The following is a 22,533-nucleotide window of genomic DNA, read 5'->3' as shown; positions in this document are numbered from 1 at the left end:
CCTCTTAAAACCTCAGTGTCGGAACAAGCGTGCCGACCGGCAGAGCGGGTCCTGATCCGGGTAGCCGCACCAGGCGATCCGCGCGAGCGAGCAGAGCCTGCGACCCGGCGGATTGGCGCTCGAGAATCCGCACGGCACCCCCGTCGGTCGCTCCACACAGAAAACGCTCCCGTCCGGTGCCGGGCGGCGCGGCGGCCGCCAGCGGCTGATCGCTCCACGCAAGCCCGGCATCCGTTCCGCGACCGCCAAGTCCGGTCAGCAGGGGGACCAGCAGCAACCGGGCCACGGTCATTGCTGCGGTCGGATTGCCGGGCAAGCCGATGACGTGTCGCTCGCCGACGCGCCCGTACCAGACCGGCTTTCCCGGCTTGATCGCAAGCTTTGCGAACTGAAGCTCGAGGCCGAGCGGCTCCAGCGCCGCCCGGGCAAAATCGCGACGCCCGCGTGAGGCACCGCCAACCAGGACCAGGACGTCGCAATCGGCCAGAAGGCTGGCGGCTTCGCGGGCGATCGTTTCGACATCGTCGGGGGCACGCCTGTGCTCGACCGGCTTGGCGGCCCATTGATGGCATAGCAGCAGGACCGCCTCTGACAGGCTGTCGGGGATCGCATAGGGCGAGTCGGCGTCCGCAGCGGTGCCCGGCGCGACAAGCTCGTCGCCGGCTGCGAGAAGCGACACGCGCGGCCGTTTCCACACTGTGACCATACCGGCGTCGGCAGCCCCGGCGGCCAGCAGCGCGCGCGGGTCGAGGATGCGGCCAGCGCTGAGGATCGGTTCGCCGCTGGCGAAATCGGATGCGCGCCGCCGCACGTTGCGGTTCTGCGATAGCGGTCCGGCGAGCGTCAGAATGTCCTGCGCCTCGGTCGCATCCTCGCTCATCACCACACAGGTCGCACCCTCCGGCATCGGCGCGCCGGTGGTGATGCGGACTGCTTCGCCCATCGCAATGCTGCGCCCGAACGGCGCGGCCGGAAAGCTGGTACCGACGAGACGAAAATGGGTGCGCCCCGCTTCCACGTCCGATACGCGCAGCGCAAAGCCATCCATCGCCGCATTATCGGCGCGTGGAGCATCGATCGCAGCATACACCGGTGCCGCCAACATGCGCCGACCCGCCTTGGCCAACGCGATCATTTCCTGCCCCAGCGGGACGGCGTGCGATGCCAGCACCTCCAATGCCGCATCAAACGTCATCTCGGCGGCCGCCGGAAGCCCTGGTTCGGCGTCGGAAGTCATTTAATCGGGGCCAGCAAAGCGTCGCTCCGAACCAGTACGCGCAACGGCAGACCCGCCGCCTCGGCACGCTGCATCGCCAGCGTGGTCGGTGCCGAGATCGTCGCGAGCAGCGGGCACCCCGAAAGCACCGCCTTCTCGACCAGTTCATACGAACAACGCGAAGTCAGCAGCGCAAAACCCCCGTCCCAGCCGCTTCCGGCACGAAGCATCGCGCCGATCAGTTTGTCGAAGGCATTGTGCCGCCCGACATCCTCGCGCACCAACAATGGCTCGCCCCGTGCCGAACAGGCCGCAGCGCCGTGTACCGCCCGCGTCTCACGATTGAGCGGCTGGTGATCCTCCAGCGCCGCGAACGCACGAAAGATTGCGGCGTCGTCACCCTGCCAGATCGCCGACACGCGCGGGATCGGTCGCAGCGCCTGTTCAAGATTTTCGATGCCGCACAGCCCGCATGACGATTCCGAAATGCGGTGCCGAACCCGTTCGACCACGCGATCCGCGACGGGTTGCGCCAGGGTCACGCGAAGCAGGATCCCGTTCTCGGCAGGATGCGTATCGACATCCAGCACGTGAGCGGCACGATCAATCAACCGCTCGCACAATGCAAAGCCATAAGCGAGGTCGGCCAGATCGGCGGGCGTCGCCATCAACACCGCATAGCCAATGCCGTTGAACTCGATGGCGATGGGTGTCTCGCTGGCGATCGCACGCTCAATCGCCATCGCCTCGCCACCCGATCGCACACGATCGAACGGCAATCGCGCGCGCTCGGACAGGGCGTCAGTCAGCGCGGGTCGCCGATCGGCTATCGATGAATTGAACGGCCATTGGGCGCCTCCCTTAGACAAACCATGTCCCTGGTAGCAAACGGAACGCCAACCGGTTTGTTCACGCAGCCGAACTGGCTAGGGTCGGATCGTCTTCCCTTGTCAATTCTTGCACCGTGGCGGAACCGAACCGCAGCGGGTTATTTACCCTTAAAGCCAGTACAGCGGAGCAGGCCATGACCGACCAGCCTAAAACAGTCGAGTATAAGAGCGCGACGGGAGGCTGGGGCTCGCTGCGCGGCATGGGCCTGACGGCGCTGAGCGAGATGCCGACGCCGGGGGTGCTCGGCACCTTGCTGAGTCAGAACAAGACCGGCGGTTTCATGTGCACCAGCTGCGCGTGGGGCAAACCCAAGCACCCGCATGCGTTCGAGTTCTGCGAGAATGGCGCGAAGGCGACGATGTGGGAGCTGACGTCGCATCGTTGCACGCCAGAGTTTTTCGCCAAACACACCGTCTCCGAATTGCGGAGCTGGAGCGATCACGATCTTGAGCATGAGGGCCGGCTGACGCATCCGATGCGCTACGACGCCGCGAGCGATCATTATGTCGAGTGTAGCTGGGACGAGGCGTTCACCGCGATCGGCGGGGAGCTCAAGGCGATCGATCCGAAGTCGGCGATCTTCTACGCCTCGGGCCGCGCCAGCCTTGAGACCACCTATCTCTATGCGCTGTTCGCGCGGCTCTACGGGCACAACAACCTGCCCGACAGCTCGAACATGTGTCACGAGACCACGTCGGTCACGCTGAACAAGCTGATCGGCTCGCCGGTTGGCACCTGCACACTCGACGATTTCGAAGAATGCGACGCGATCTTCTTCTTCGGCCAGAATACCGGCACCAACAGCCCACGCTTCCTGCACCCGCTGCAAAAGGCGGTGGAGCGCGGCTGCAAGATCGTCACCTTCAACCCGATCCGCGAGAAGGGCCTGATCGAGTTCATCAGTCCGCAGAACCCGGCCCAGATGATCACGCGCAAGGGAACGCCGATCAGCTGTCAATATCTGCAGGTGCGGGCGGGCGGTGACATCGCCGCGATCATGGGCCTGTGCAAATTCGTGCTCGCCGAGGACGAGCGGCGCGGCGGCACACTGCTCGATCGGGCCTTCATTGCCGAGCATTGCACCGGCTTCGATGGATTCCGCGCCACGGCGGATGCGACCAGCTGGGAGCGGATCGAGCAGGAATCGGGGTTAAGCCGCACCGACATCGAGGCCGCCGGCAAAGTCTATGTCGAGGCCGAGCGCGTCATCGGGGTCTACGGCATGGGCCTGACCCAGCACGTCCATGGCTTCGAGAATATCGCGATGCTGCTGAACCTGCTGCTGATGCGCGGACATATCGGTCGCCCCGGCGCCGGGATTTGCCCGGTACGCGGCCATTCCAACGTTCAGGGCCAGCGTACCGTCGGTATGTCGGAGAAGCCCGAACTGGTGCCGCTCGACAAGTTCGCCGAGCAGTTCGGCTTTGAGCCGCCGCGCGATACTGGGATGACCACGGTGGATGTATGCGAAGGCATTCTGGACAACAGCGTGCAGGCGTTCATCGGACTTGGTGGCAATTTCCTGCGCGCGATCCCCGATCAGGGGCGGGTCGAACCGGCATGGGAGCGCATGCGCCTGACGGTGCAGATCGCCACCAAGCTCAACCGTAATCACCTGTTCAACGGCAAGACCGCCTATCTTCTGCCCTGCCTCGGTCGCAGCGAGGAAGATCTGCAGGCCGGCGGTCCGCAGACAGTGACGATCGAGGACAGTTTCAGCCACATCCACGGCTCGCTCGGCCACCGCAAGCCCGCCAGCGAACACCTTAAATCGGAGCTGGCCATCGTCGCCGGCATTGCCATGGCCACCCTGCCCGCCAACCCAAAGGTGCGCTGGGAGGAATGGACCGGGGATTACGGCCTCGTCCGCGATCTGATCGCGGAAACCTATCACGCGCAGTTCCACGACATGAATGCGCGGATGTTCGAGCCCGGCGGCTTTTATCGCGGCAACAGCGCGCGCGAGCGGATCTGGAAGACCGAGAGCGGCAAGGCCGAGTTTACCGCGCCCGAGATGCTGTCGGCCACCGACGTCGCCGATGCCGAGGGCCGCTACCGCCTGGTTACGGTCCGCTCGAACGATCAGTTCAACACGACCATCTATGGCTATAGCGACCGGCTGCGCGGGATTGAGGGCAAGCGCGACGTCGTGCTGATCAACCCCAACGATATGGCGCGCGCAGGGCTGTCCGCAGGCCAGCGCATCACGCTGGTCGGCGATGCGGAGGATGGACATGTCCGCCGGATCGAGCGCCTCGAAATCGTGCCCTTCGATCTGCCCGACGGCACCATCGTCGGCTACTATCCCGAGCTCAACCCGCTGATCCCGATCCAGCACCATGATCGCAATTCCAAAACCCCTGCGAGCAAGGCCGTTCCGGTCCGTATCGAGGCCAACTGATGACGGAGGAGGCGACAGTGGAGGATCCCAGCGGCGAGGCGATCGCAGGTGCGGCGCCTGAACTGCTGGTCGCCAAGGCTGAACAGCCGTGGGCGCGGATGTTCGTGCTGGCGATCCTGGCCGGCGCCTTCATCGCCTTCGGGTCGGTCGCGGCATTGGTGGCGCAGGCGAATATGGGTGACGGCGGCGCAGTGCGGCTGCTGTCGGGCGCGGCCTTTTCGGTCGGGCTGATGATGGTGATGATCGTCGGCGCGCAGCTGTTCACCGGCAACACGATGATGCTGCTCCCGTGCGTTACCGGCGATCTGACGGCCGGGCGGCTGGCGTCCGCCTGGACGATTGTGTGGCTGGGCAATCTGGTCGGTGCGGTCGCGGTTGCATTGCTGTTCGCTGCCAGTGGCGGATTGGGCGATGGTGTTGGCGAGGCCGCCATCGCGCTGGCCGATGGTAAGCTCGCCAAGACACCCGGCGCCGTGTTCTCCTCCGCAATTCTGGCGAACACTCTGGTCTGCCTTGCGGTGTGGATGTCGATGGCCGCGCGCACCGTACCCGCCAAGATCCTGGCGGTGTTCGGGCCGGTGACGATCTTCGTTGCGGCGGGGCTGGAGCATTCGATCGCGAACATGTCGATCCTGCCGCTCGGCTGGCTTGCCGCGCCCGCCCCAGTCCCCGACCTCGCGTCGGGTGCGCTCAATCTGTTGTTCAGCACGCTCGGCAACATTGTCGGCGGGGCCGCGCTCGCGATCGGCATTGCCTATGGCCATGACGCGCTGGCCCGGCAAAGTGGTTCGAAATGAGCAGTTATTGCGGGGAGCCCCCCCTGCCCCACGACTGGCTGCTGCGCTGGAACCTTGATCCGGTCCTGCTGCTCGGCCTTGCGATCTGCGCCGCGATCGCGCTGCGCTCGGAACGTCCACGTCTCGCGCTCGGCGGCGTCGGGGTGCTCGCGATTGCCTTCGTGTCGCCGTTATGTGCGCTGAGCGTCGCTCTGTTTTCCGCGCGGGCGGTTCATCATATCGCGCTTGTCGCCATCGCCGCGCCGCTGATCGCGCTTGCTTTTCCCGCCCGCCGTTCCGGGCAGCTGGCGGTGGCGCTGCTGGTCGCGACCATCACGCTGTGGTTGTGGCACGTCCCGACATTCTACGATCGGGCGCTGGCCAATACGCCCATGTACTGGCTTATGCAGTTCAGCCTGATGGCGAGCGCGATCTGGATGTGGCGCAACGTGTTTGCGGCGCCACCGGTACCGGCACTGCTCGCGGCGATCTTCGCCATGGCGCAAATGGGGATGTTGGGGGCATTGCTCACCTTTGCCCCCGACGCGCTTTACGCGGCGCACGCCGGCACAACATTGGCCTGGGGTATCGGGCCGATTGCCGATCAGCAGCTTGCCGGACTGATCATGTGGGTCCCGGGGGTCTTTCCTTATGCCATACTCACGGCAATGTTAGCGCGGCGCTCCTGGATGCAGGCGGCGAGCGCAGCATGATCGTTGCGGTCAAGCTGTTGCACATCGCTTCCTTGTCGATCTGGTGTGCCGGGCTGGTGGGCTTGCCGCTTCTGCTCGCCAAACACGAGGCGGGCGACGAGCAGGAAGACTATGCGCGCCTGCGGATGCTCACGCACCATGCCTATATCCGCGTCGTCACGCCCGCCGCAGTCATCGCCATCGCGCTGGGAACAGCGCTGATCTTCATGCGCGGCGTGTTCGTGCCATGGATGTTCGCCAAGCTGGTGCTGGTCGGGGCGCTGGTCCTGCTCCACGCCTGGATCGGGCATGTCACCGTCAATATCGGGGAAAGCCGTGGCGGCTACACCCCGAAACGGGCCTGGCCGTTTCTCGCCGCCGCGCTCGCGGCGATGCTCATCATTCTCGTGCTGGTGCTCGGGAAACCGGTTCTCGACGGTGAACTGCTGCCGTCGTGGCTTGGCGCACCGCAGGATCAGCCCTTGCCGGTCGACGAGGTGCCGAGGTGATAGTCGAAGACCAGCTTGCCCCCATGCCATCCGGTCACCGCAGTGAACCCGGCTGCAAAGGCCGACAGCAAGATGCCCCAGGGCAACACCGCCTGCTCATAGCCGGACGTCAGGCGGTAGCCCCAGTTCGCGCCGAGGATCGACAGCAGCATCACCGCGATCACGAAATGCGTCCAGCTCGCAGCGCGCGCGCGAATGCCCGGAACGAGCAGCAGTTCGACGGTGCCCGACAGCCCCGCGAGCAGACCGAACAGGAAGGCCATGCCGCTCGCCCACAGCGCCGCGCGCGCCCAGAAGACGTCGCCGGTCCACCAATAAAACCCGTCGGCGCCCAACGTGCACATCGTCAGTGCGATCGGAAACGCGACCAGCATCGCATGGATCGGATGCCCGGCGATCGCAATCTGCGATTCGGTTCGGTGAAAACTGGGTTCTGCCGAGATCGGATCGACCAGCGCGCCCGTGTTTTTGGGTTCGTCATCCATTCCCGGGTCTTGCACCGAAGCGCAGCAATGATGCCAGCCCTGATTGCAGGGGGATGCGCCGGACCGCTGTCGACGCTGGACACGGCAGGACCCGGCGCGGACGATGTCGCGACCCTCTGGTGGGTCATGGCGGCGGGGGCAGCCGTGCTGGCGCTGTTCACCTGGAGCCTGCTCGCGCTGGCCTTTCGCCGTCGGACCGCGACCGGCGCGCGCGGCGTAACGCTTTGGATCGGCTGGCTCGGCCTCGCCATGCCGGCCGTCGTCCTGACCGTACTGCTTGGCTATGCGTTGATCCTGGGTGAGCATCACCTCGCCCGCCCCGCGCCCGACGTGGTGACGGTCGAGGCGACCGGGCACCAATGGTATTGGAGCTTCCGTCAGCCCGGCGCTGCAGGCGTGATCGAGACCCGCGATATCCTTCACATCCCCGCCGGCCGGGCGATCGACGTGCGGATCGCGTCCGCCGATGTGATCCACAGTTTTTGGGTGCCGCGGCTCGGGGGAAAAATGGACGCCATTCCAGGACAGGTGAACGTGCTGCGGATCGAGGCGGGCAGGCCTGGGATCTATGAGGGCCAGTGCGCCGAGTTTTGCGGGCTGAACCATGCCAGCAACCGCTTCCGCGTCGTGGCGCATGACGCATCGAGCTGGTCCGCGTTTCAGCGCGGAGGCGGGCAATGAACACGCTCCAGCGCCACCGTGCGTTGACCGCCATCTGGGGCAGCCCAAAAGGCTGGCGCGGGACGATCGTCTCGGTGAACCACTCCGATATCGGCCGGCGCTTCATCCTCACGGCCTTTGCCTTTTTCGCGATCGGCGGCGTGCTGGCGATGCTGATCCGCGCGCAGCTGGCGACCCCCGACAGCGCGTTCGTCGGTCCCGCAATCTACAACCAGCTGTTCACGATGCATGGCAGCATCATGATGTTTTTGTTCGCCATTCCGATGTTCGAAGGGTTGGCGCTCTACATGCTGCCCAAGATGCTGGGCAGCCGTGACATGGCATTCCCGCGGCTCTCCGCCTATGGCTGGTGGTGCTATCTGTTCGGCGGGAGCGTCCTGATTGCGGCGCTGGCGTTCGGCGTCGCGCCCGATGGCGGATGGTTCATGTACACCCCGCTCTCGTCCAAGGCGTTCACTCCGGGCATCAACGCCGATGTCTGGCTGCTCGGCATCACCTTTGTCGAAATCTCGGCGATCTGTGCGGCGATCGAGATCACAGTCTCCATTCTCAAGCTGCGCGCGCCGGGGATGCGGCTCGACCAGATGCCGCTGTTCGCCTGGTATCTGCTGATTACCGCCCTGATGATGATCCTTGCCTTCCCGCCGCTCATCCTCGGCTCGATCCTGCTCGAGGTCGAGCGCGCATTCGGCTGGCCGTTCTTCGATCCCACGCGGGGGGGCAGCCCGATGCTGTGGCAGCATCTGTTCTGGCTGTTCGGTCACCCTGAAGTCTACATCATCTTCCTGCCCGCCGCCGGTGTGGTTTCGACGGTGCTGCCGGTGATGGCCCGCAACGCGATCCTTGGTTATGGCTGGATCGTTGCCGCGTTGCTGGCGCTGGCGTTCCTCAGCTTCGGGCTGTGGGTCCACCACATGTTCACGACCGGCATCCCGCACATGGCGCTCGGTTTTTTCTCCGCCGCCTCGGCGCTTGTGGCGATCCCGACGGCGGTGCAGATCTTCGCCTGGATCGGCACGTTGTGGAGTGGACGCCCCGAGCTCAAGCTGCCGATGCTCTATCTGCTCGGCTTTTTCGTGGTGTTCGTGCTGGGAGGACTGACCGGGGTCATGCTGGCGATGGTGCCGTTCGACTGGCAGGCGCATGACAGCTATTTCGTCGTCGCGCACCTCCACTATGTGCTGGTCGGCGGGTTCATCTTTCCTATGCTGGCCGGTGCCTGTTACTGGCTGCCGCATTTCACGGGCCGGGCGCGCGTACCGCGGCTGGGCGAGGCGGCGTTCTGGCTGATCCTGATCGGGTTCAACCTCACCTTCTTCCTGATGCACCTCACCGGCCTGCTCGGTATGCCGCGCCGGATCTATACCTATACCGAAGAGATGGGCTGGACCTGGCTCAACCTGCTCTCTTCGGTGGGCAGTTTCATCATGGCGTTCGGCTTTGCGCTGTTTGCCGTCGATGTGGCGCTGCAGATCTTCTTCTCGCGGCGCAGTCGCCGCAACCCGTGGCGTGCCGGTACCCTGGAATGGGCGATGCCGACCCCGGCAGCAGCCTATAACATCGCCAGCCAGCCGCATGTCGAAAGCCGCGAGCCGCTCGCCGACGATCCCGAACTCGCCGTCAAACTGGCGCGCGGCGAAGGCTATTTGGGCGAGCCGCGTCACGGCTGGCGCGAGACGATGGCGGTGAACTCGGCCAGCGGCGCAGTCGACTATGTCGTGATCCTGCCCGGCAATACCCGCCTGCCGGTCGCGACAGCAGTGGTCACGGGCGGCTTCTTCCTGTCATTGCTGTTCGGCTATTACTGGCTGGCATTGATCCCGCTGGCGGGAGTGGCAGCTCTCGGCTGGCGCTGGGCGTGGGCTCTGGGCGCGCGCAACGATGTTGGTCCGGTAGCGATCGGACGGGATCAGACTGCGCCGATCCACCGCGAAGCCCCCGGCGCACCCGGCTGGTGGGGCACGGTGCTGTTGCTGGTCGCCGACGGCACCCTCTTTGCCGCGTTGCTGTTCGGCTACGCGTTCCTATGGGTGATCGCGCCGAACTGGCCTCCGCCCGAACAGATAGAGGGCGGCACGATCACCGCGCTGATCGCGGCCCTCGGGTCGGTTACAGGCATAGTCCTGGCACGCGGTGCGGGCCGCGCGATCAGCGCTGGATCACCACGCGCGAGTGGGCAGATGGCTTTGGCCAGCGCTGTGGCTCAGGCCGTTTCTGTCGCAGCGCTGGTCGCGACGGGCGCTAGCGCGCTGCCGATACCGGACACCCACGCCTACGCAGCCGCGAGCTGGGCGTTGATTGCCTATGCCGCCATTCATGGCTTCATCTCGCTGTTATGCACCGCATTTGCCTGGGCGCGGATCGGCGCCGGCTTCGTCTCGGTCGCGCGCGCTCAAGAACTGGCGGTCGCGCGCCTGTTCGCCGACTATTCGGCAGCCGCGACGATCCTGGTGCTGCTGTGCCTGTTCGTGCCGGGACTTTTGGCATGAGGTTCCTGGTTCGCGCCAGCGCCGGTCTATGGCTGTGGGCTCTAGGCTTCTCACTGCTCTATGGCCTTCATGGCATCGGGTGCGCGCGAGAATGGAACCGCCTCCCGCTCCTTGGCGGAACGGTCTTCGGATGGAGCATGATCGCCCTGTGGCTCATCCTCGTTGCAACCGCAGCCGCGATGATCATGTGGGCCCGTCACAGCCCAGAGGGACTGGAACGCCGCCTCACCCTGTGCTCGACAGTCGTCGGCTTCGTCAGCATCGTCGTTACCGGAGCGCCGGTAATCGCTACCACCGCATGCCTCTGAGCCAAGGGGGCGAGGATGGTCCATTCGATGCGGCCGGCTCGCGATCCTCCCGCCGCGGACCCTGTGTCCCCGCAGATCACCACGCTCGGCGCTCCCCGGGGGCGGACGACTTTGACGAATCTTCGGCCGGTTCAGCTTTGCTGAGGTGAGCGCAGGTTACTTGAACTTCAGTTCGAACATCGCCTTGCGGACTTCAGCGATTTCCAGAGCGGCCTGCCACGCGATTCCAATGTCGCGCCGCCGCGCGCCCGGCCCACGCGACCGGATCTCGGCAAAGCGGGAGTCCTGCGGACGGAAGATCGCCGTCTTTGTGCCATCGCGCGCCGTTCCCGGCATGCTGGCCCAGCCGTCGCGATGGATATGCGCATCCATGTGACAATCGATGAACACCGCCTGCCCCACTGCCGCCGGATCGGCATAGCGGCCATCCGGAAACACGGTTGTCGGATGCCAGGGCCGGCCAAGCGCCACTGACCCATCGGCAACCCCCCGCTCTCGCGTCAGGCGTGAGCGATAGATCACGATGCCGATCGGCTGCTGCTGATTGGTCGAAGGAGCGGTGACGAATGAGGCGAAGGGCTCGCCATCGGTTGCGGCACCGCGCCGCCGGGTACGCACCTCGCTGTGCTCGATCAGCAGCATGCCATTACCAAAGATGAAATCAACATTGCCCGCGATCAGGCTGTTGCGAACGATCGCTCGCTTGCCGCGCGTGAACAGCGTATCCTGATAGCCGAGGATCGCCACCCGATCGAACAGCACGCGGTCGCTCGCCGTGTCGAGCGTCACCGCAACCGCCTGACTGTTCGATATCTTGCGCGGATCGCCGTCAGCAAGCGCGTCGTTGGCAAGATAATCGAAGTCATTCTCGATCGTCATGCCCGAAACCAGCACTTCGTCGGCTGCGACGGTCAGCGTCGCCGACCCTGCGGTGCCCCAGCGGCCACGATCATAGTGCGCGGAATGTTCGGCGACCGCGTCGAAATGCAGCCGCGTCCGGCCGACACCCCGCCCGATCAGGCGCGTGCGGGCACGGCGGATCGTTGGCTTCTCCCGAAAATTGCCCGCGCCGACCTCGATCGTAACCCATCGCCCCGATGTATCGGCCTCGGCAGCCTCCAGCGCGCCGACGATCGTGGTGTAGCAGCGCGGCTGGGCGGCACAGGATGTACGCACCTTCAGGTTCGTCTGGGCGGAGGCTGGTGCAGGTGCCGCACAGAGCAGCGATAGCGCAACGGCGGCAAAGGCGGTTCTCATCAACGTCCCCGAAGAAAGCGGTCGATCTCCGCCGCGACGCGCGGAAGATACGGGTCATAGAGCCAGAAGGTGTGCGGCGCGCCGTCCAGCTTCACGAAGCGATTGCGGATGCCATGGCGGTCCAGAGCCGCCTGCACGCGCATCCGGCCCCCGGTAAAGCGCGGATAACCGCTGCCCAGGATCAGCGTCGGCGGCGATTGCGCATCGACATAGGTTGCGGCACTTGCCGCACGCCAGCGCGCGGTCTGGCTCGCATAATTGCCGCCGACCCAGCGCGCAAAGGGCGACGCGGGACGCGCGGCGTCTTCATGTTCCAGCACCAGCGAATCGGTCATGTCGAGCACGCCATCGAGATCGATCAGCGCGCGCACGCGCGTATCGGCACCCGCTTGCGGGGCGAACGGCCCCGCCGCCGCCGAATAGGCGAGCAACGCCGCCATCTGCCCGCCCGAGGAATCACCGCCCAATGCAAGACCGTCCGGTCGCAGTCCGAACTCCGCCCCCCGCGCCTTCACCCACAGGATCGCCGCGTTCACGTCGATCAGCGCGGCGGGGTAAGCCGCCTCGGGCGACAGGCGAAACTCAGGCATGAACACCGCATAGCCGCGCTGGGCGAGCAGATTGGCGAGCGGGTAGCTATGCGACTTGTTCCCCGAAGCCCATGCGCCGCCATGGATCAGCAGGATCCCCAGACCGTTCGATCGACCCACGGGCGGAAGGAATACGTCAAGGTGCAGGTCGCGGCCATCGATCTGCCGATACCGTTGGTCGAACAGCATGCGCTGCCCCGCCCCTGTCCGTACCTCCGGCAGCCGGATCTCGGGATGCGCGATCCGGTCGGCTTCAAAGCGCCGTGCGACGTTGAAGCTGTCATCGACCGGGAAAAGGCTCTGCGCCGCCACAGGATTGGCGACGGCGCAGAGCAGACCTGCGGAGAGGGCCGCTGGTTTAAAAACGGAGGCGAGCACCGACAAACCACTGCGCCCCGGTGTGCGTATATTCGCGGGTAAGGTCCTGTGTGCCGTAGCCGGTGCCATAGATGCGCTCGACCTCATCGGTGATGTTGATCCCCTCGACCGTCAGCGTCAGCTGCGACGTCAGGTTGTAGAAGGCGGAGAAGTCGACATGCGTCGGCCCGTATTTCCGCTCCTGAACGTTGCCGTTGCTGCCCGGCTGGACCAACAGATAATCGTCGCGCTTGTTCGCCGACAGCCGCGCCCCGAACTTCTTCGAGTCATAATAGACCGTCAGATTGTACGAATTGCGGGACAGCCCCCTTGAATCGCGCGCCGAGACGAAGGTGTAGTTCGACGCGACACCCAGGTTGCGGAGCAAGCCGGGCAGGAAGGTGAAAGGCTGGTTATAGGTCAGCTCGATCCCCTTCACGCTGTTGCCGCCGTCCGCATTCACCGGGATGGTGAAGGTGTACGGCACCAGCGCGGGGTCCGCATTGTAGGACGGATCATATTGCGGGTCGGCATAGATCGCCGGCCAGAACGCCGGATCGATCATCTGTGACACCACCCGCGTCGTCAGCGAGGTCGTGATGTCCTTGTTGAAGAGGTTGACCGCCAGCAGCCCGCCCTTGCCGAAATACCATTCCAGGCCGGCATCGATGTCGTTCGACTGATACGGCTTGAGGTCCGGGTTGCCGAGATTGCCGACGGTACGCGTCGTATAGCCGAACACCGGCCCGGCGATGTTGAGCGTGCTGAGGCCCGGCCGCGTCATGCTGCGCGCATAGGCAAAGCGCGCGACCAGCCGGTCGGTGATGTCCAGCGCCAGGTTCATCGAGGGCAGATAGTTGTCGTAGCTGCGCGTCACCTCCACCGGCTGTCCGGCGATCGTCGCCTGCGAGCTGAGGTTCGTCTTCACGTAGCGCAGGCCGGTGTTCGCGCGCAGCTGCATGCCGCCAAGGTCGAAGGTGCCATTCAGCTCGACATAGCCGGCCAGCGTCTCCTCGCCCACTTCCCAGCCGGCGCCGACGTTGGTTGTATAGCCGCCGGGGATGAGCCCGCTGCTGGCGACCTTGTCGAAATCGACGACTGCGAACGGGTTCAGCCCGACGCCTTCGAACCCGCGCCCGAAATTGGGATAGGGAAAGGCGCGCATATAGGTCGAGGGGTTGAAGTTGACGTTGGCCCCCGCCCCTTCGCCATAGCGCACCTTGCGGTTGTTATAGGCAAAGCCGGTCTTCGCCGAAAAACCGCTGTCATCGGCATAGGTCAGGCCGAGCTTCCCGGTGTAGTTTTCCTTGAGCACCGTGTTGATGCGGTTCGCCGCAGTCAGCGCGTCGATATAGTTGCTGAACTGGTTGGGATCGTAGGAGCCGAAGCTGACCACGGGAACGTTCGGGTTGTTCCTGAAGTCGTACGAGAAAGGATGCGGCACCGACCGCGCATAGAAGCGCAGCTCCGTCCGGTCGGCATCATCGCTCGCCTTGCCCAGCAGCCCCTCGACCTTCACTCGGTCGGAAAGCTCGTACGTGCTCGACAGCACGAATTGCTTGAACTCCGACGTCGATTGCTGGTGACGGCTTTCATACCAAGACGTCACGTCGTTGAACCGCGCCGCGATCAGCTGACGGCCATCGGGCGCGATCGTGAAGGCGACCGGGGTCTGCCCGACAAAGCCGCCCGCCGGCCCGTGGGTCAGCAGCCACTCCATCGAATTGTAGCTGTACCGGTCATTCTCCAGCCGTGAGTAGAGCGCGTCGAACGTCACCAGCAACCGCTCAGTCGGCTTGAACTGCAACGACGCCGTCAGGCCGAGCCGCTTCTGGTCATTCCCGAAAAAGTCCGCGCGCGGCAGGCGCGGAGCCCACAGGCAGTCGAGCGGATCGGCCGCCCCGCACGCCTGCGGTGTGCCGGTGACGGTCGGATTGGTGTCGGCCCAGGAATCGCCGTTGATATAGGGGCTGGTCCACAGGACGCTCGAATAGCCTTCCTGATACACCGTGCGCTGCGAATAGGCGGCGGACAGCAGCACGCCGATCGTATCGTCAGCGAAGGTATTGCTGACCACCGCGGCGACGCGCGGATCGACCTTGCGGGTCAGCGAATTATAGCCGCCCTGCCCCGACACGAAGACGTTGAAGCCCGGATTGTCGAGCGGCTTGGACGAATAGAGATCGACCGTGCCGGCGATGCCGCCTTCCTCGATCGAGGCGGTCTGGGTCTTCTGGATATCGATCCGGTTGAACAGTTCGGACGCGAAGACATGGAAGTCGAATGCGCGACCGGCGTTGACCGTGAAGCCGCCCGAATCCAGCCCGTCGCTGCTTGCCGGAACCTCCATCCCGTTCAGCGTCGTGCGGGTGAAATCCGGCGCAAAGCCACGCAACGTGATGTTGCGGCCCTCGCCCCCTTCACGCGAGATGGCAACGCCGGGCAGGCGCTGAATGGATTCGGCAAGATTAAGGTCGGGCAGCTTGGCGATATCCTCCGCCATGATGCTCTCGATCGTGTTGACGGCGCGGCGCTTGTTTTCCTGCGCGCTCTGCAGCGATTGGCGGAAACCGGTTACCACGATTTCTTCGCCCTGACCGGTGTCGGCGTCGGCGACCGGCGCTGCGTCCTGGGGCGCAGGCGCGGCCTCGCCGCCATCGGCCTTGCCAAGCGATGCCGAGGCGACGACTGCGGGAGTGGCGACTGCCTGCGCGCTCGCCGGGCGGCGCTTGACCACCATCGCGCCACCGACATCGACCGCGACCAGATCGGTGCCGGCGAACAGTTGGCGCAGCGCGACCGCGACATGCATCGTACCCTTGACCCGATTGACCTTCAGCCCGTCGACAATCGACTTGGGGGCCAGGATCTGGATGCCGGCCTGGCGCGCGAACTGGGGAATGCCGGTTTGCGCCGATTGCGCCGGCACGTCGAACCGGCGGATCTGTGCAGCAGCCTCAGCCGGCGCAATCGCCAGCACCGCAACCGCAGCCACACTGGACATAAGAATGTGATTCATCGTGCGCATTCGCACTCCTCCCCCGTTAATTCGCGCTCGCCTTGTGCGATGCTGCGATCAAGGGGGAAGAGCGGCACTCCCCCGAGTTTCCGTCACTTGGCGACGTTTTTATTTCGCGACAGGCTGATTTCGCTCGACGTGACCGTCACCTCGACGTCCAGCGTCGCCTCGAGCGTCGTGGCAAAGCCGACCGGATTGTTTAGCTGAAACAGCCCGACCAGCCGCTCCCGGCCAAGCGCCGCGTCGCGGACGACCAGCTGCTGCTGATTGTACCGGTTGAACGCAGCCACCGCCTCGTCGAGCGTCTCGCCCTCGAGCGCGATCTCCCCCTCGCGCCAGGCAAGCGAGCGCTCGATCGCACTCGGCGCACTGCCGGTCACGGGAGCCGTCCCATCGCTGCGAAACGCCGCAAATTCGCCAGCGTCCAGAATACTGACCGCGCCGCTGGCATCCGATGCCCAGATCGCAACGCGCCCCTCGGTCACCGCAATCCGCACGCCCGCGCTGGTGCGCGTCACCGAAAAGGCGGTGCCCACCGCCTGAACCTTGGCAATGCCCGCATCGACGATGAACGGACGCTGGCGGTCCTTGGCCACCTGAAACCACACATGCCCGCGCCTCAGGTCGATCCGGCGTGCGTCCTTCGCCAGCGCGATGCGCAATTCACTCTCGGCATCCATCGCCGCGATCGATCCATCGGCGAGCGGCATGCGCCGGATCTCGCCGGGGCCGGTCGCAACGCGATCGGGGGATGGACCGCGCAGACCGATGGCCGCAGTCACCGCAGCAGCGGCAGCGATGCTTCCCGCACCCGCCAGGATCCAGCGCCGGCTGGGCGTCGCTGGCGCAGGCACCTCCTCCGCAACGGGCGCTGTCGCGGGTGCAATGGCGCGATCAATGCTGCTCAGTGCCGCCTGCGCACGCAACAACGCGCCCGGGTGGTGCGGATGTGCCGCCAGCCACGCCTCAAGCGCCACGCGCTCCTGGCCTGACAGCGGGTGCCGCAGCGCCCAGCGCGCCGCTTCGGTTTCAATCGCCTCACGCATTGCGGCGTTTCCCGCCGCGAACGCCACGATCGGACTCGACGTCCGGGTCGGTCAGCAGCTGCAGGATCGCGCGCAGGCTGCGGCTCGCGTCATTCTCGACGACCGCTTCCGATACGCCCATCGCCTGCGCGATCTCCCGCTGTGACATGCCCTCTACCCGACGCATGACAAAGATCGACCGTGCGCGCTCGCTCAGCGTGGCGAGCGCGGCTTGCACGCGCCCCAGCTCGCTGCGCGCCATAACGACATCCTCCGGCGACGGATCGTCGGAGCGCCACTCCATATCGAGTTCCGCAATCGCCTCGAGCCTGACCACGCGCGCCGCCTTCAACTGGTTCTGCAACAGATTGCGCGCCACCGCGTAGAGATAGGCGCGCGGCTGGGTAATGTGCGACACGTCGTGCAATCGCGCCAATCGGCAATAGCATTCCTGCACGATGTCCTCGACGTCAGTTGGGGTGGCGACGCGGCGCCGCAACCAGGATCGCAGGTCGCGCTCCAGGGGAAGGATCTCGCGACCGACCCATTCAGCTAACTCCGCGCGCGTCGTGACGATCTCTCCCCTCGATACCATAAGAGTCGGGTCGGGGGCGTTTCCGTCAACCGCGCGAATAATTTATTGCGCTGTTCCTCGATCCTCGTTCGACATGCGCAGATCGCGGCCCCCAAGTCACTCCGGCGGGGTGACTCAACAAGGACGCAAGCGCGGACTGCGCGGGCAACCGCCGCAGGGGCTGGCCGCGTCGCCGTTCAGTCCGCCAGCGGCTCGACCTCGATCGCCGAGACGATCGCCTCACCCCGACGCGCAACGAACTGCAGGTCGAGCATGCCGCCGGTCACGTCAGCGTCGAACTGTTCGCGAACCGCCGTCAGCGGCGCGCCAGCCTTTGCATGAATGTCGAAATCCTTGAGCGCCACGGTGCCATTGGCGGTCACGTCGAACACCCGCGCGCCCTGCGCTTCCTTGGGCTCGATGAAGCTCAGCGTCACGCGATAGCGGCCATTGGCAGCGGGGATGCGGTAGCCGAACGCGCTGCCGCTGCGGAAGCTGGCGACGACATCGCGACGATTGGTCCCGGCGATCGCGACCAGCACCGGCTGGCGCCCGCGACCGCCCGGCGTATCGGCGGTGCCCGCCGCGCCGCCGACGAAGAAGTTGTCCGACCCAAAGCGCTTGTCCGCCTTCGCCGCGACGATTGCGCCGCTGTCGATGCGGAAGCTGCGCGCCTGCGCCGTATCGAGCATCCAGTCGATGCGGTCGGCAACCGTGCCGGACGCGAACGCGCCTATCGCTTCGATCCGGTTCGCGCCGGGCTTCAGTCGTACGTCGCTCCACACGCAGACGCGGTCGGGGCAGTCGGTCATCCGCCCAATCTCGCGCCCGTTGACGCTCAGCACCGTCTGGGGTGCGTTGCTGTACACGCGCACCTCGGTCACCGGATAGGCGCGGTCGACATAGCGTCGGCCGGTCACATGCACGGTGGGCTTGTCCGACCAGTTGGCGCGATAGAAGTAGAAGGCGTCCTTTTTGATCTTGCGATCATAGGTCACCACGCCCTTCGTATTGATGTCCTGCGCATCGCCTTCGCGCCGCACGGTCGATCCGAAATCGAACCCGTTCCACAACCAGATTCCCCACAGGTCGCGGCGGTCCTTCATCACCTTCCAGCTTTCCTCATGGTACCAGGAGAAGAACGCTTCGGGCTGGGTCCGTCCGGCGGATTCGATCGGGCCGCCGGTGGGATTGTCGGACTGCATATTGGGCGCCCCGCCCGCCCCGATCTCGCTGATCGACACCGGCTGGTTCGGCCGCTTGGCGCGCAGCGCGTCGAGATGGGCGCCAAGCTCGTGCGGCTTGCCGTAATACCAGCCATAATAGCGGTTCGCGCCGACCGCATCGACCGTATCGGCGACCGGCGGCACGTCGCGCAGCCCGCGCTCTTCACAGCATTGCGCGAGCACCACCGGGCGCAGCGGGTCGATCGCCTTCGCTTGCCCGTACAGGTCCTTGAGCAGCGGCAGCGGATCGGCCAGCACTTCGGGCGGGCGACCCAGGAAATCGGGGCGACCGGGACCAAAATCGACCTCGTTGGCGATACCCCACACCCCGACTGAGGCGTGGTTGTAATTCTGCTTGATCAGATCCTCCAACTGCACCCGCGCATTGCGACGGATGCCATCGGGGGTTTCGACCTGATCCTTGGCATTGGTCCAGGCGGTGACGAGGCCAATCTCATCCCACAGTACGATGCCGTGGCGATCGGCGAGTTCGTGGATCGGCTGGCCATGCTGATAGTGCGCGAGCCGGATGCTGTTCGCGCCCATGTCGCGCAGGATATCGACCGTCTCGGCGACATCGTCATAGCTGACTGCCCAGTCTGACGCCTCGGTGTCCTGGTGGATACCGACGCCGACCAGCGGCACGCGCTTGCCGTTGAGGATGAAGCCTTCATTGGCGTCGAGCCGCATCGTGCGGATCCCGAAGCGCTGATCAAGCGCGTCGAGCAACGCGCCGTCCGCGCCGCGCACCTCGACCCGCAACGTGTGGAGATAGGGGTCGGCGGTGCCATTCCACAGCCGGGGATTGACGACGCTCAGCGCGCCCTTGATCTCCGCTGGAGCTCCTGGCGTCACCTGCCCGGCATGGCGCCAGCGCGCGACCGCCTTGCCCGTATCGTCGAGCAGTTGCACGTCCACGGTGACGTCGCGCGCGGCGCCGCTATCGTTCCTGAGCCGCGCCACCAGATCGATCGTCGCGCTGCCCGCATCGGCGCTGCGGGTGGCGGCATAGACGCCCGGTCCGCCCGAATCGAGCAGGTCGATATGGACCGGGTTGGCCAGCACGAGGCTGACCGGACGGTACAAACCGCCGCGAACAAAGAAGTCGCCGGTCATCGGCAGCACATCGGCCGTGCTGTTACCGAAGCGCGGCTGAGTGTTGTCGACCTTCACATACAGCGAATTGGCCTGCCCGAAGCGGATCGCGTCGGTCGCGTCGAGCCGGAAGCGGCCAAAGGGGTTGCGATGCTCGCCCAACCGGACGCCGTTGAGCCAGACTTCGGCAGTACGGCTCGCCGCATCGAACTCGAGAAACGCACGCTTGCCCGCGCCATCCGCAGCCGGGGTAAAGGACAGATGATACCAGCCCACTCCCTGCGCCTTGTTGACGCCCTGCGCGCTGTTCACATGGGTTTGCGGATCGGACAGGTAATAGCCGACCCGGTTCCAGGTGTGCGGGACCGAAACCTGCTGCCAGTTCTCTGGCTTGGGATTGTGCGCGTCCGGCCCAGCTTCGCCGACGAAGTTGAACTGCCAGCCCTCGGCCAGCACGGTGCGCGCACGCGGCCCCGCATCCGCAGCCACCGCCGGATCGCGCGGCGATGCAGCGGCGACCGAACAGGCGGAGGACAGGATCGCAATCGCGGCCGCTGTCGTCATCACGGTCTGGACCCGTTTGCGCATAGGAACCTCAATCATCGCATGGGAAGCGGGGATTTGTCCGCTCCGTCTGGCCGAACAGGCAACGGGCCAGACGGCAAGCGCCCGGCCCGTTATCCGTATCAGAAGCCGATGCGGGCGCGCACGCCGACATAGCGCTTATAGTTGCGCGGGACCTGTTGGTAGATGATGTACGGCGCGTCGCGCGTCGTCGTATTGTCGATCAGTGAGGTCACATAATCCTGATCGAACAGGTTGTTGACGAAGAAGCTGACGCGCCAGTCGCCATCCTTGTCCTGCACCCCGATCGACGCATTGGCGATGCCATAGGCATCGATCACCGAGCGCGGATTCTGGCTCAAGGCACCGACCGAGCTCTGCCACACATAGTTGCCGTCGGTGACCAGTTCGAGGCTCTCGGTAAGCGGCGCTTCGTATTTGAACCCGAAGTTGAACTTGAAGTCGGGCGAATTGGCCAGCTTCTTGCCCGCCAGATCCTGCCGGAACTGACCGCTGGCGGTATCGAGGACGCAGCCCTCGGCGACCGTCTGCCCGTAGTAGCATTGGGCGTTGGGGAACTCACGGATCCGCGCGTCGATATAGGCAGCCGACCCGAACAGGGTCAGGCCATCGGTCGGATTGACCGACGCCTCGAACTCGACGCCGCGTGAGCGCAGCTTGCCGACATTGGTCAACTCGAACTGCTGCGGCACCACATCATTGTTGATGCCCTGTGCCTGAAAGTCGTCATAGTCGGTCCAGAACGCGACCAGCTGGAACTGCGCGCGCCGATCGAACGCGCGGCCCTTGAGCCCGATTTCATAGTTCATGCTGGATTCCGAACGGATCGGATTGCTCGCGCGGCGCTGGTCGAAGCCCGACGCGACGTCATAGGCCTGGCCCTTATAGCCGGTCGCGACCGAGGCGAACGCCATCAGATCATCCGAAAAGTCGTGCTGCAACGCGACCTTCCAGGTGAAGGCAGTTTCCGAATCGTCTCCGCTGTATACCACTGGCGTGGCGGTGCGGTTGTCCTGGAAGCGGATGTCGATCTTCTCATGGTTGATGCGCGCGCCGCCGGACAGCTTAGTCGTCGGAGACAGGTCGAAGCCCAGCTGGACGAAGCCGGCATAGCTGCGGCTGTTACCGGTCGACGCCCAGTTCTGGCGCAGCGGCGGGGTGTTCGGCGCGAGGCGGACGAAGGTGCGATCGGTACCGCCATCGCTATAGTACAGGCCGACCATATATTCGAACGGCTCGCTCGGCGCCGAGGTCAACCGCAGCTCCTGCGTCACGCTCTTCACGTCATAGCCTGAGAGCTGCAAGATCGACGGGCTGGGCGTCAAATCCTGATCATTCTCGATATAATAGTTCCAGTTCTGGTAGCTGGTGATCGAGGACAGGGTCGCAAAGCCGAGATCGAGGTTCAACTTGGCTGCGAGGAGCAGCTGGTCGCTATCATTGACCTGCTCGTCATTGATACGGACGTTGACGTTGTCGGGTCCGGGGGTGATCCCGGTGAGGTTGTAGCTGGTGTTGACCGGATTTCCGGCTGCGTTGCGCTGATCGAGACGGCGGAAGGTGTCGACGCCGCCATTGCCGTAAGAGTCGCCGTAGTCGGCGATCAGGCTCAGGTCGAGCGCGCCGATGCGATAGTCGAACTTGCCCCGCACGCCCCAGGTTTCGAGCTGGCCAAGCTTGTTACCCGTGTGCAAATTGTTGATATAACCGCCGAAATCGGAATAATAACCCGACAGGCGAAAGCCGCCATCCGGTCCGATCGGTCCCGACAGGCCCGCCTGGACCTTATATTCGTCGTCGGCCGTGGCCATCAGTTCGGCCGAACCCGTCAGCGTGCTGGTCGGAGCCTCGGTCGTGATGCTGATGACGCCCGCCGAGGCGCTCTTGCCGAACAGCGTGCCCTGCGGTCCGCGCAACACTTCGATCCGTGCCACGTCGGTCAGGTTGCCGAACGCCTGTCCCGGCAAAAGCAGCGGAATTTCGTCGACCATCACCAGAACCGACGGCTCGACCGACGTCGAGAAGCTGAACGTGCCGATGCCGCGCAGCGAGACGGTGTTCTGGTTCTGGTTGCCGCTGGCGGTGATGGTCAAAGACGGCGACACATTGGTCAGGCCGGAAAAGTCCGTAACCTGAGCGGCATCCAGCACGGTCTGGTTGACGACGGAAACTGCAACCGGAACGTCGAGGACATTCTGTTCGCGCTTTTGTGCGGTGATGACGATTTCGTCAGAAGCCGCACCATCGTCGGCGGGCGCAGCGTCCTGTGCGAGCGCAGGAACCGTGAGGCCCGCGCATCCAACCGCCAAGGCGATCCGCGCGACCGAGCTAACCAACTTTACAGAATTCATCTTTCA

The 22,533-nt window shown here is 64.9% G+C and carries 17 protein-coding genes; 7 read left to right on the top strand and 10 right to left on the bottom strand.

Going from position 1 to position 22,533, the window contains the following annotated elements; translation table 11 throughout:
* Nucleotides 1-4: 4 nt before the first annotated feature.
* Complete coding sequence (locus K9B35_RS04805) at nucleotides 5-1,237, bottom strand: molybdopterin molybdotransferase MoeA (RefSeq protein ID WP_224920677.1); 1,233 nt, start codon at nucleotides 1,235-1,237, stop codon at nucleotides 5-7.
* A complete protein-coding gene (gene fdhD / locus K9B35_RS04800; protein WP_224920676.1) occupies nucleotides 1,234-1,959 on the bottom strand; it encodes a formate dehydrogenase accessory sulfurtransferase FdhD in 726 nt (241 codons plus the stop codon). Before fdhD ends, K9B35_RS04805 begins: the two co-directional genes overlap by 4 nt.
* A 281-nt stretch (nucleotides 1,960-2,240) precedes the next feature.
* Between fdhD and K9B35_RS04795 the strand changes: the two genes are divergently transcribed.
* From K9B35_RS04795 to K9B35_RS04780, 4 genes are read left to right on the top strand one after another with little or no spacing between them, the layout of a single operon-like run.
* Nucleotides 2,241-4,508, top strand: coding sequence for an FdhF/YdeP family oxidoreductase (locus tag K9B35_RS04795; RefSeq protein WP_224920675.1), 2,268 nt, complete (start codon nucleotides 2,241-2,243; stop codon nucleotides 4,506-4,508).
* A gap of 17 nt (nucleotides 4,509-4,525) precedes the next feature.
* The gene (locus tag K9B35_RS04790; RefSeq protein ID WP_224920674.1) at nucleotides 4,526-5,305 is read left to right on the top strand and encodes a formate/nitrite transporter family protein; all 780 of its coding nucleotides are present in this window, start codon (nucleotides 4,526-4,528) and stop codon (nucleotides 5,303-5,305) included.
* A complete protein-coding gene (locus tag K9B35_RS04785; protein ID WP_224920673.1) occupies nucleotides 5,302-5,997 on the top strand; it encodes a cytochrome c oxidase assembly protein in 696 nt (231 codons plus the stop codon). The genes K9B35_RS04790 and K9B35_RS04785 overlap by 4 nt, the downstream gene beginning before the upstream one ends.
* Nucleotides 5,994-6,485, top strand: coding sequence for a CopD family protein (locus K9B35_RS04780; protein WP_224920672.1), 492 nt, complete (start codon nucleotides 5,994-5,996; stop codon nucleotides 6,483-6,485). The genes K9B35_RS04785 and K9B35_RS04780 overlap by 4 nt, the downstream gene beginning before the upstream one ends.
* On the opposite strand, the gene K9B35_RS04775 is transcribed toward K9B35_RS04780, so the two are convergent.
* A complete protein-coding gene (locus K9B35_RS04775; RefSeq protein ID WP_224920671.1) occupies nucleotides 6,452-6,970 on the bottom strand; it encodes a DUF2231 domain-containing protein in 519 nt (172 codons plus the stop codon). The genes K9B35_RS04780 and K9B35_RS04775 overlap by 34 nt on opposite strands.
* Nucleotides 6,971-7,000: 30 nt before the next feature.
* Here K9B35_RS04775 and coxB point away from each other — a divergent pair, with 30 nt between their 5' ends.
* From coxB to K9B35_RS04760, 3 genes are read left to right on the top strand one after another with little or no spacing between them, the layout of a single operon-like run.
* Nucleotides 7,001-7,651: a cytochrome c oxidase subunit II gene (gene coxB / locus K9B35_RS04770; protein ID WP_224920670.1), complete on the top strand. Its 651-nt coding sequence runs from the start codon at nucleotides 7,001-7,003 to the stop codon at nucleotides 7,649-7,651.
* Nucleotides 7,648-10,140 carry a cytochrome c oxidase subunit I gene (ctaD, locus tag K9B35_RS04765; protein WP_224920669.1) on the top strand — a complete coding sequence of 831 codons (2,493 nt, stop codon included), beginning with the start codon at nucleotides 7,648-7,650 and terminating at the stop codon, nucleotides 10,138-10,140. Before coxB ends, ctaD begins: the two co-directional genes overlap by 4 nt.
* Nucleotides 10,137-10,448 carry a hypothetical protein gene (locus K9B35_RS04760; protein ID WP_224920668.1) on the top strand — a complete coding sequence of 104 codons (312 nt, stop codon included), beginning with the start codon at nucleotides 10,137-10,139 and terminating at the stop codon, nucleotides 10,446-10,448. Before ctaD ends, K9B35_RS04760 begins: the two co-directional genes overlap by 4 nt.
* 156 nt (nucleotides 10,449-10,604) lie before the next feature.
* Here the strand turns inward: K9B35_RS04760 and K9B35_RS04755 are convergent, their stop codons facing one another.
* From K9B35_RS04755 to K9B35_RS04725, 7 genes are all read right to left on the bottom strand, one after another.
* Nucleotides 10,605-11,705 (bottom strand): pectinesterase family protein, encoded by a 1,101-nt coding sequence (locus K9B35_RS04755; RefSeq protein WP_224920667.1) that lies wholly within the window; start codon nucleotides 11,703-11,705, stop codon nucleotides 10,605-10,607.
* A complete protein-coding gene (locus K9B35_RS04750; protein WP_224920666.1) occupies nucleotides 11,705-12,607 on the bottom strand; it encodes an alpha/beta hydrolase fold domain-containing protein in 903 nt (300 codons plus the stop codon). The genes K9B35_RS04755 and K9B35_RS04750 overlap by 1 nt, the downstream gene beginning before the upstream one ends.
* A gap of 46 nt (nucleotides 12,608-12,653) precedes the next feature.
* On the bottom strand, nucleotides 12,654-15,680 hold the full coding sequence (locus K9B35_RS04745; protein ID WP_224920665.1) for a TonB-dependent receptor: 3,027 nt from the start codon (nucleotides 15,678-15,680) through the stop codon (nucleotides 12,654-12,656).
* Between the two features lie 83 nt (nucleotides 15,681-15,763).
* Nucleotides 15,764-16,717 (bottom strand): FecR family protein, encoded by a 954-nt coding sequence (locus K9B35_RS04740; protein WP_224920664.1) that lies wholly within the window; start codon nucleotides 16,715-16,717, stop codon nucleotides 15,764-15,766.
* A complete protein-coding gene (locus K9B35_RS04735; protein ID WP_224920663.1) occupies nucleotides 16,710-17,291 on the bottom strand; it encodes an RNA polymerase sigma factor in 582 nt (193 codons plus the stop codon). Before K9B35_RS04735 ends, K9B35_RS04740 begins: the two co-directional genes overlap by 8 nt.
* A 176-nt stretch (nucleotides 17,292-17,467) precedes the next feature.
* Entirely contained in the window at nucleotides 17,468-20,155 is a 2,688-nt protein-coding gene (locus K9B35_RS04730) for a glycoside hydrolase family 2 TIM barrel-domain containing protein (RefSeq protein ID WP_224920662.1), read from the bottom strand.
* A 122-nt stretch (nucleotides 20,156-20,277) separates the two neighbouring features.
* Nucleotides 20,278-22,527, bottom strand: coding sequence for a TonB-dependent receptor (locus K9B35_RS04725; RefSeq protein ID WP_224920661.1), 2,250 nt, complete (start codon nucleotides 22,525-22,527; stop codon nucleotides 20,278-20,280).
* Between the last annotated feature and the right edge of the window lie 6 nt (nucleotides 22,528-22,533).

Origin of the sequence: Sphingomonas sp. R647 (assembly GCF_020177055.1) — a bacterium.
GTDB lineage: Bacteria > Pseudomonadota > Alphaproteobacteria > Sphingomonadales > Sphingomonadaceae > Sphingomonas.
Note: the sequence above shows the minus strand (reverse complement) of the source record. Positions and strands in the feature narration are given on the sequence as shown.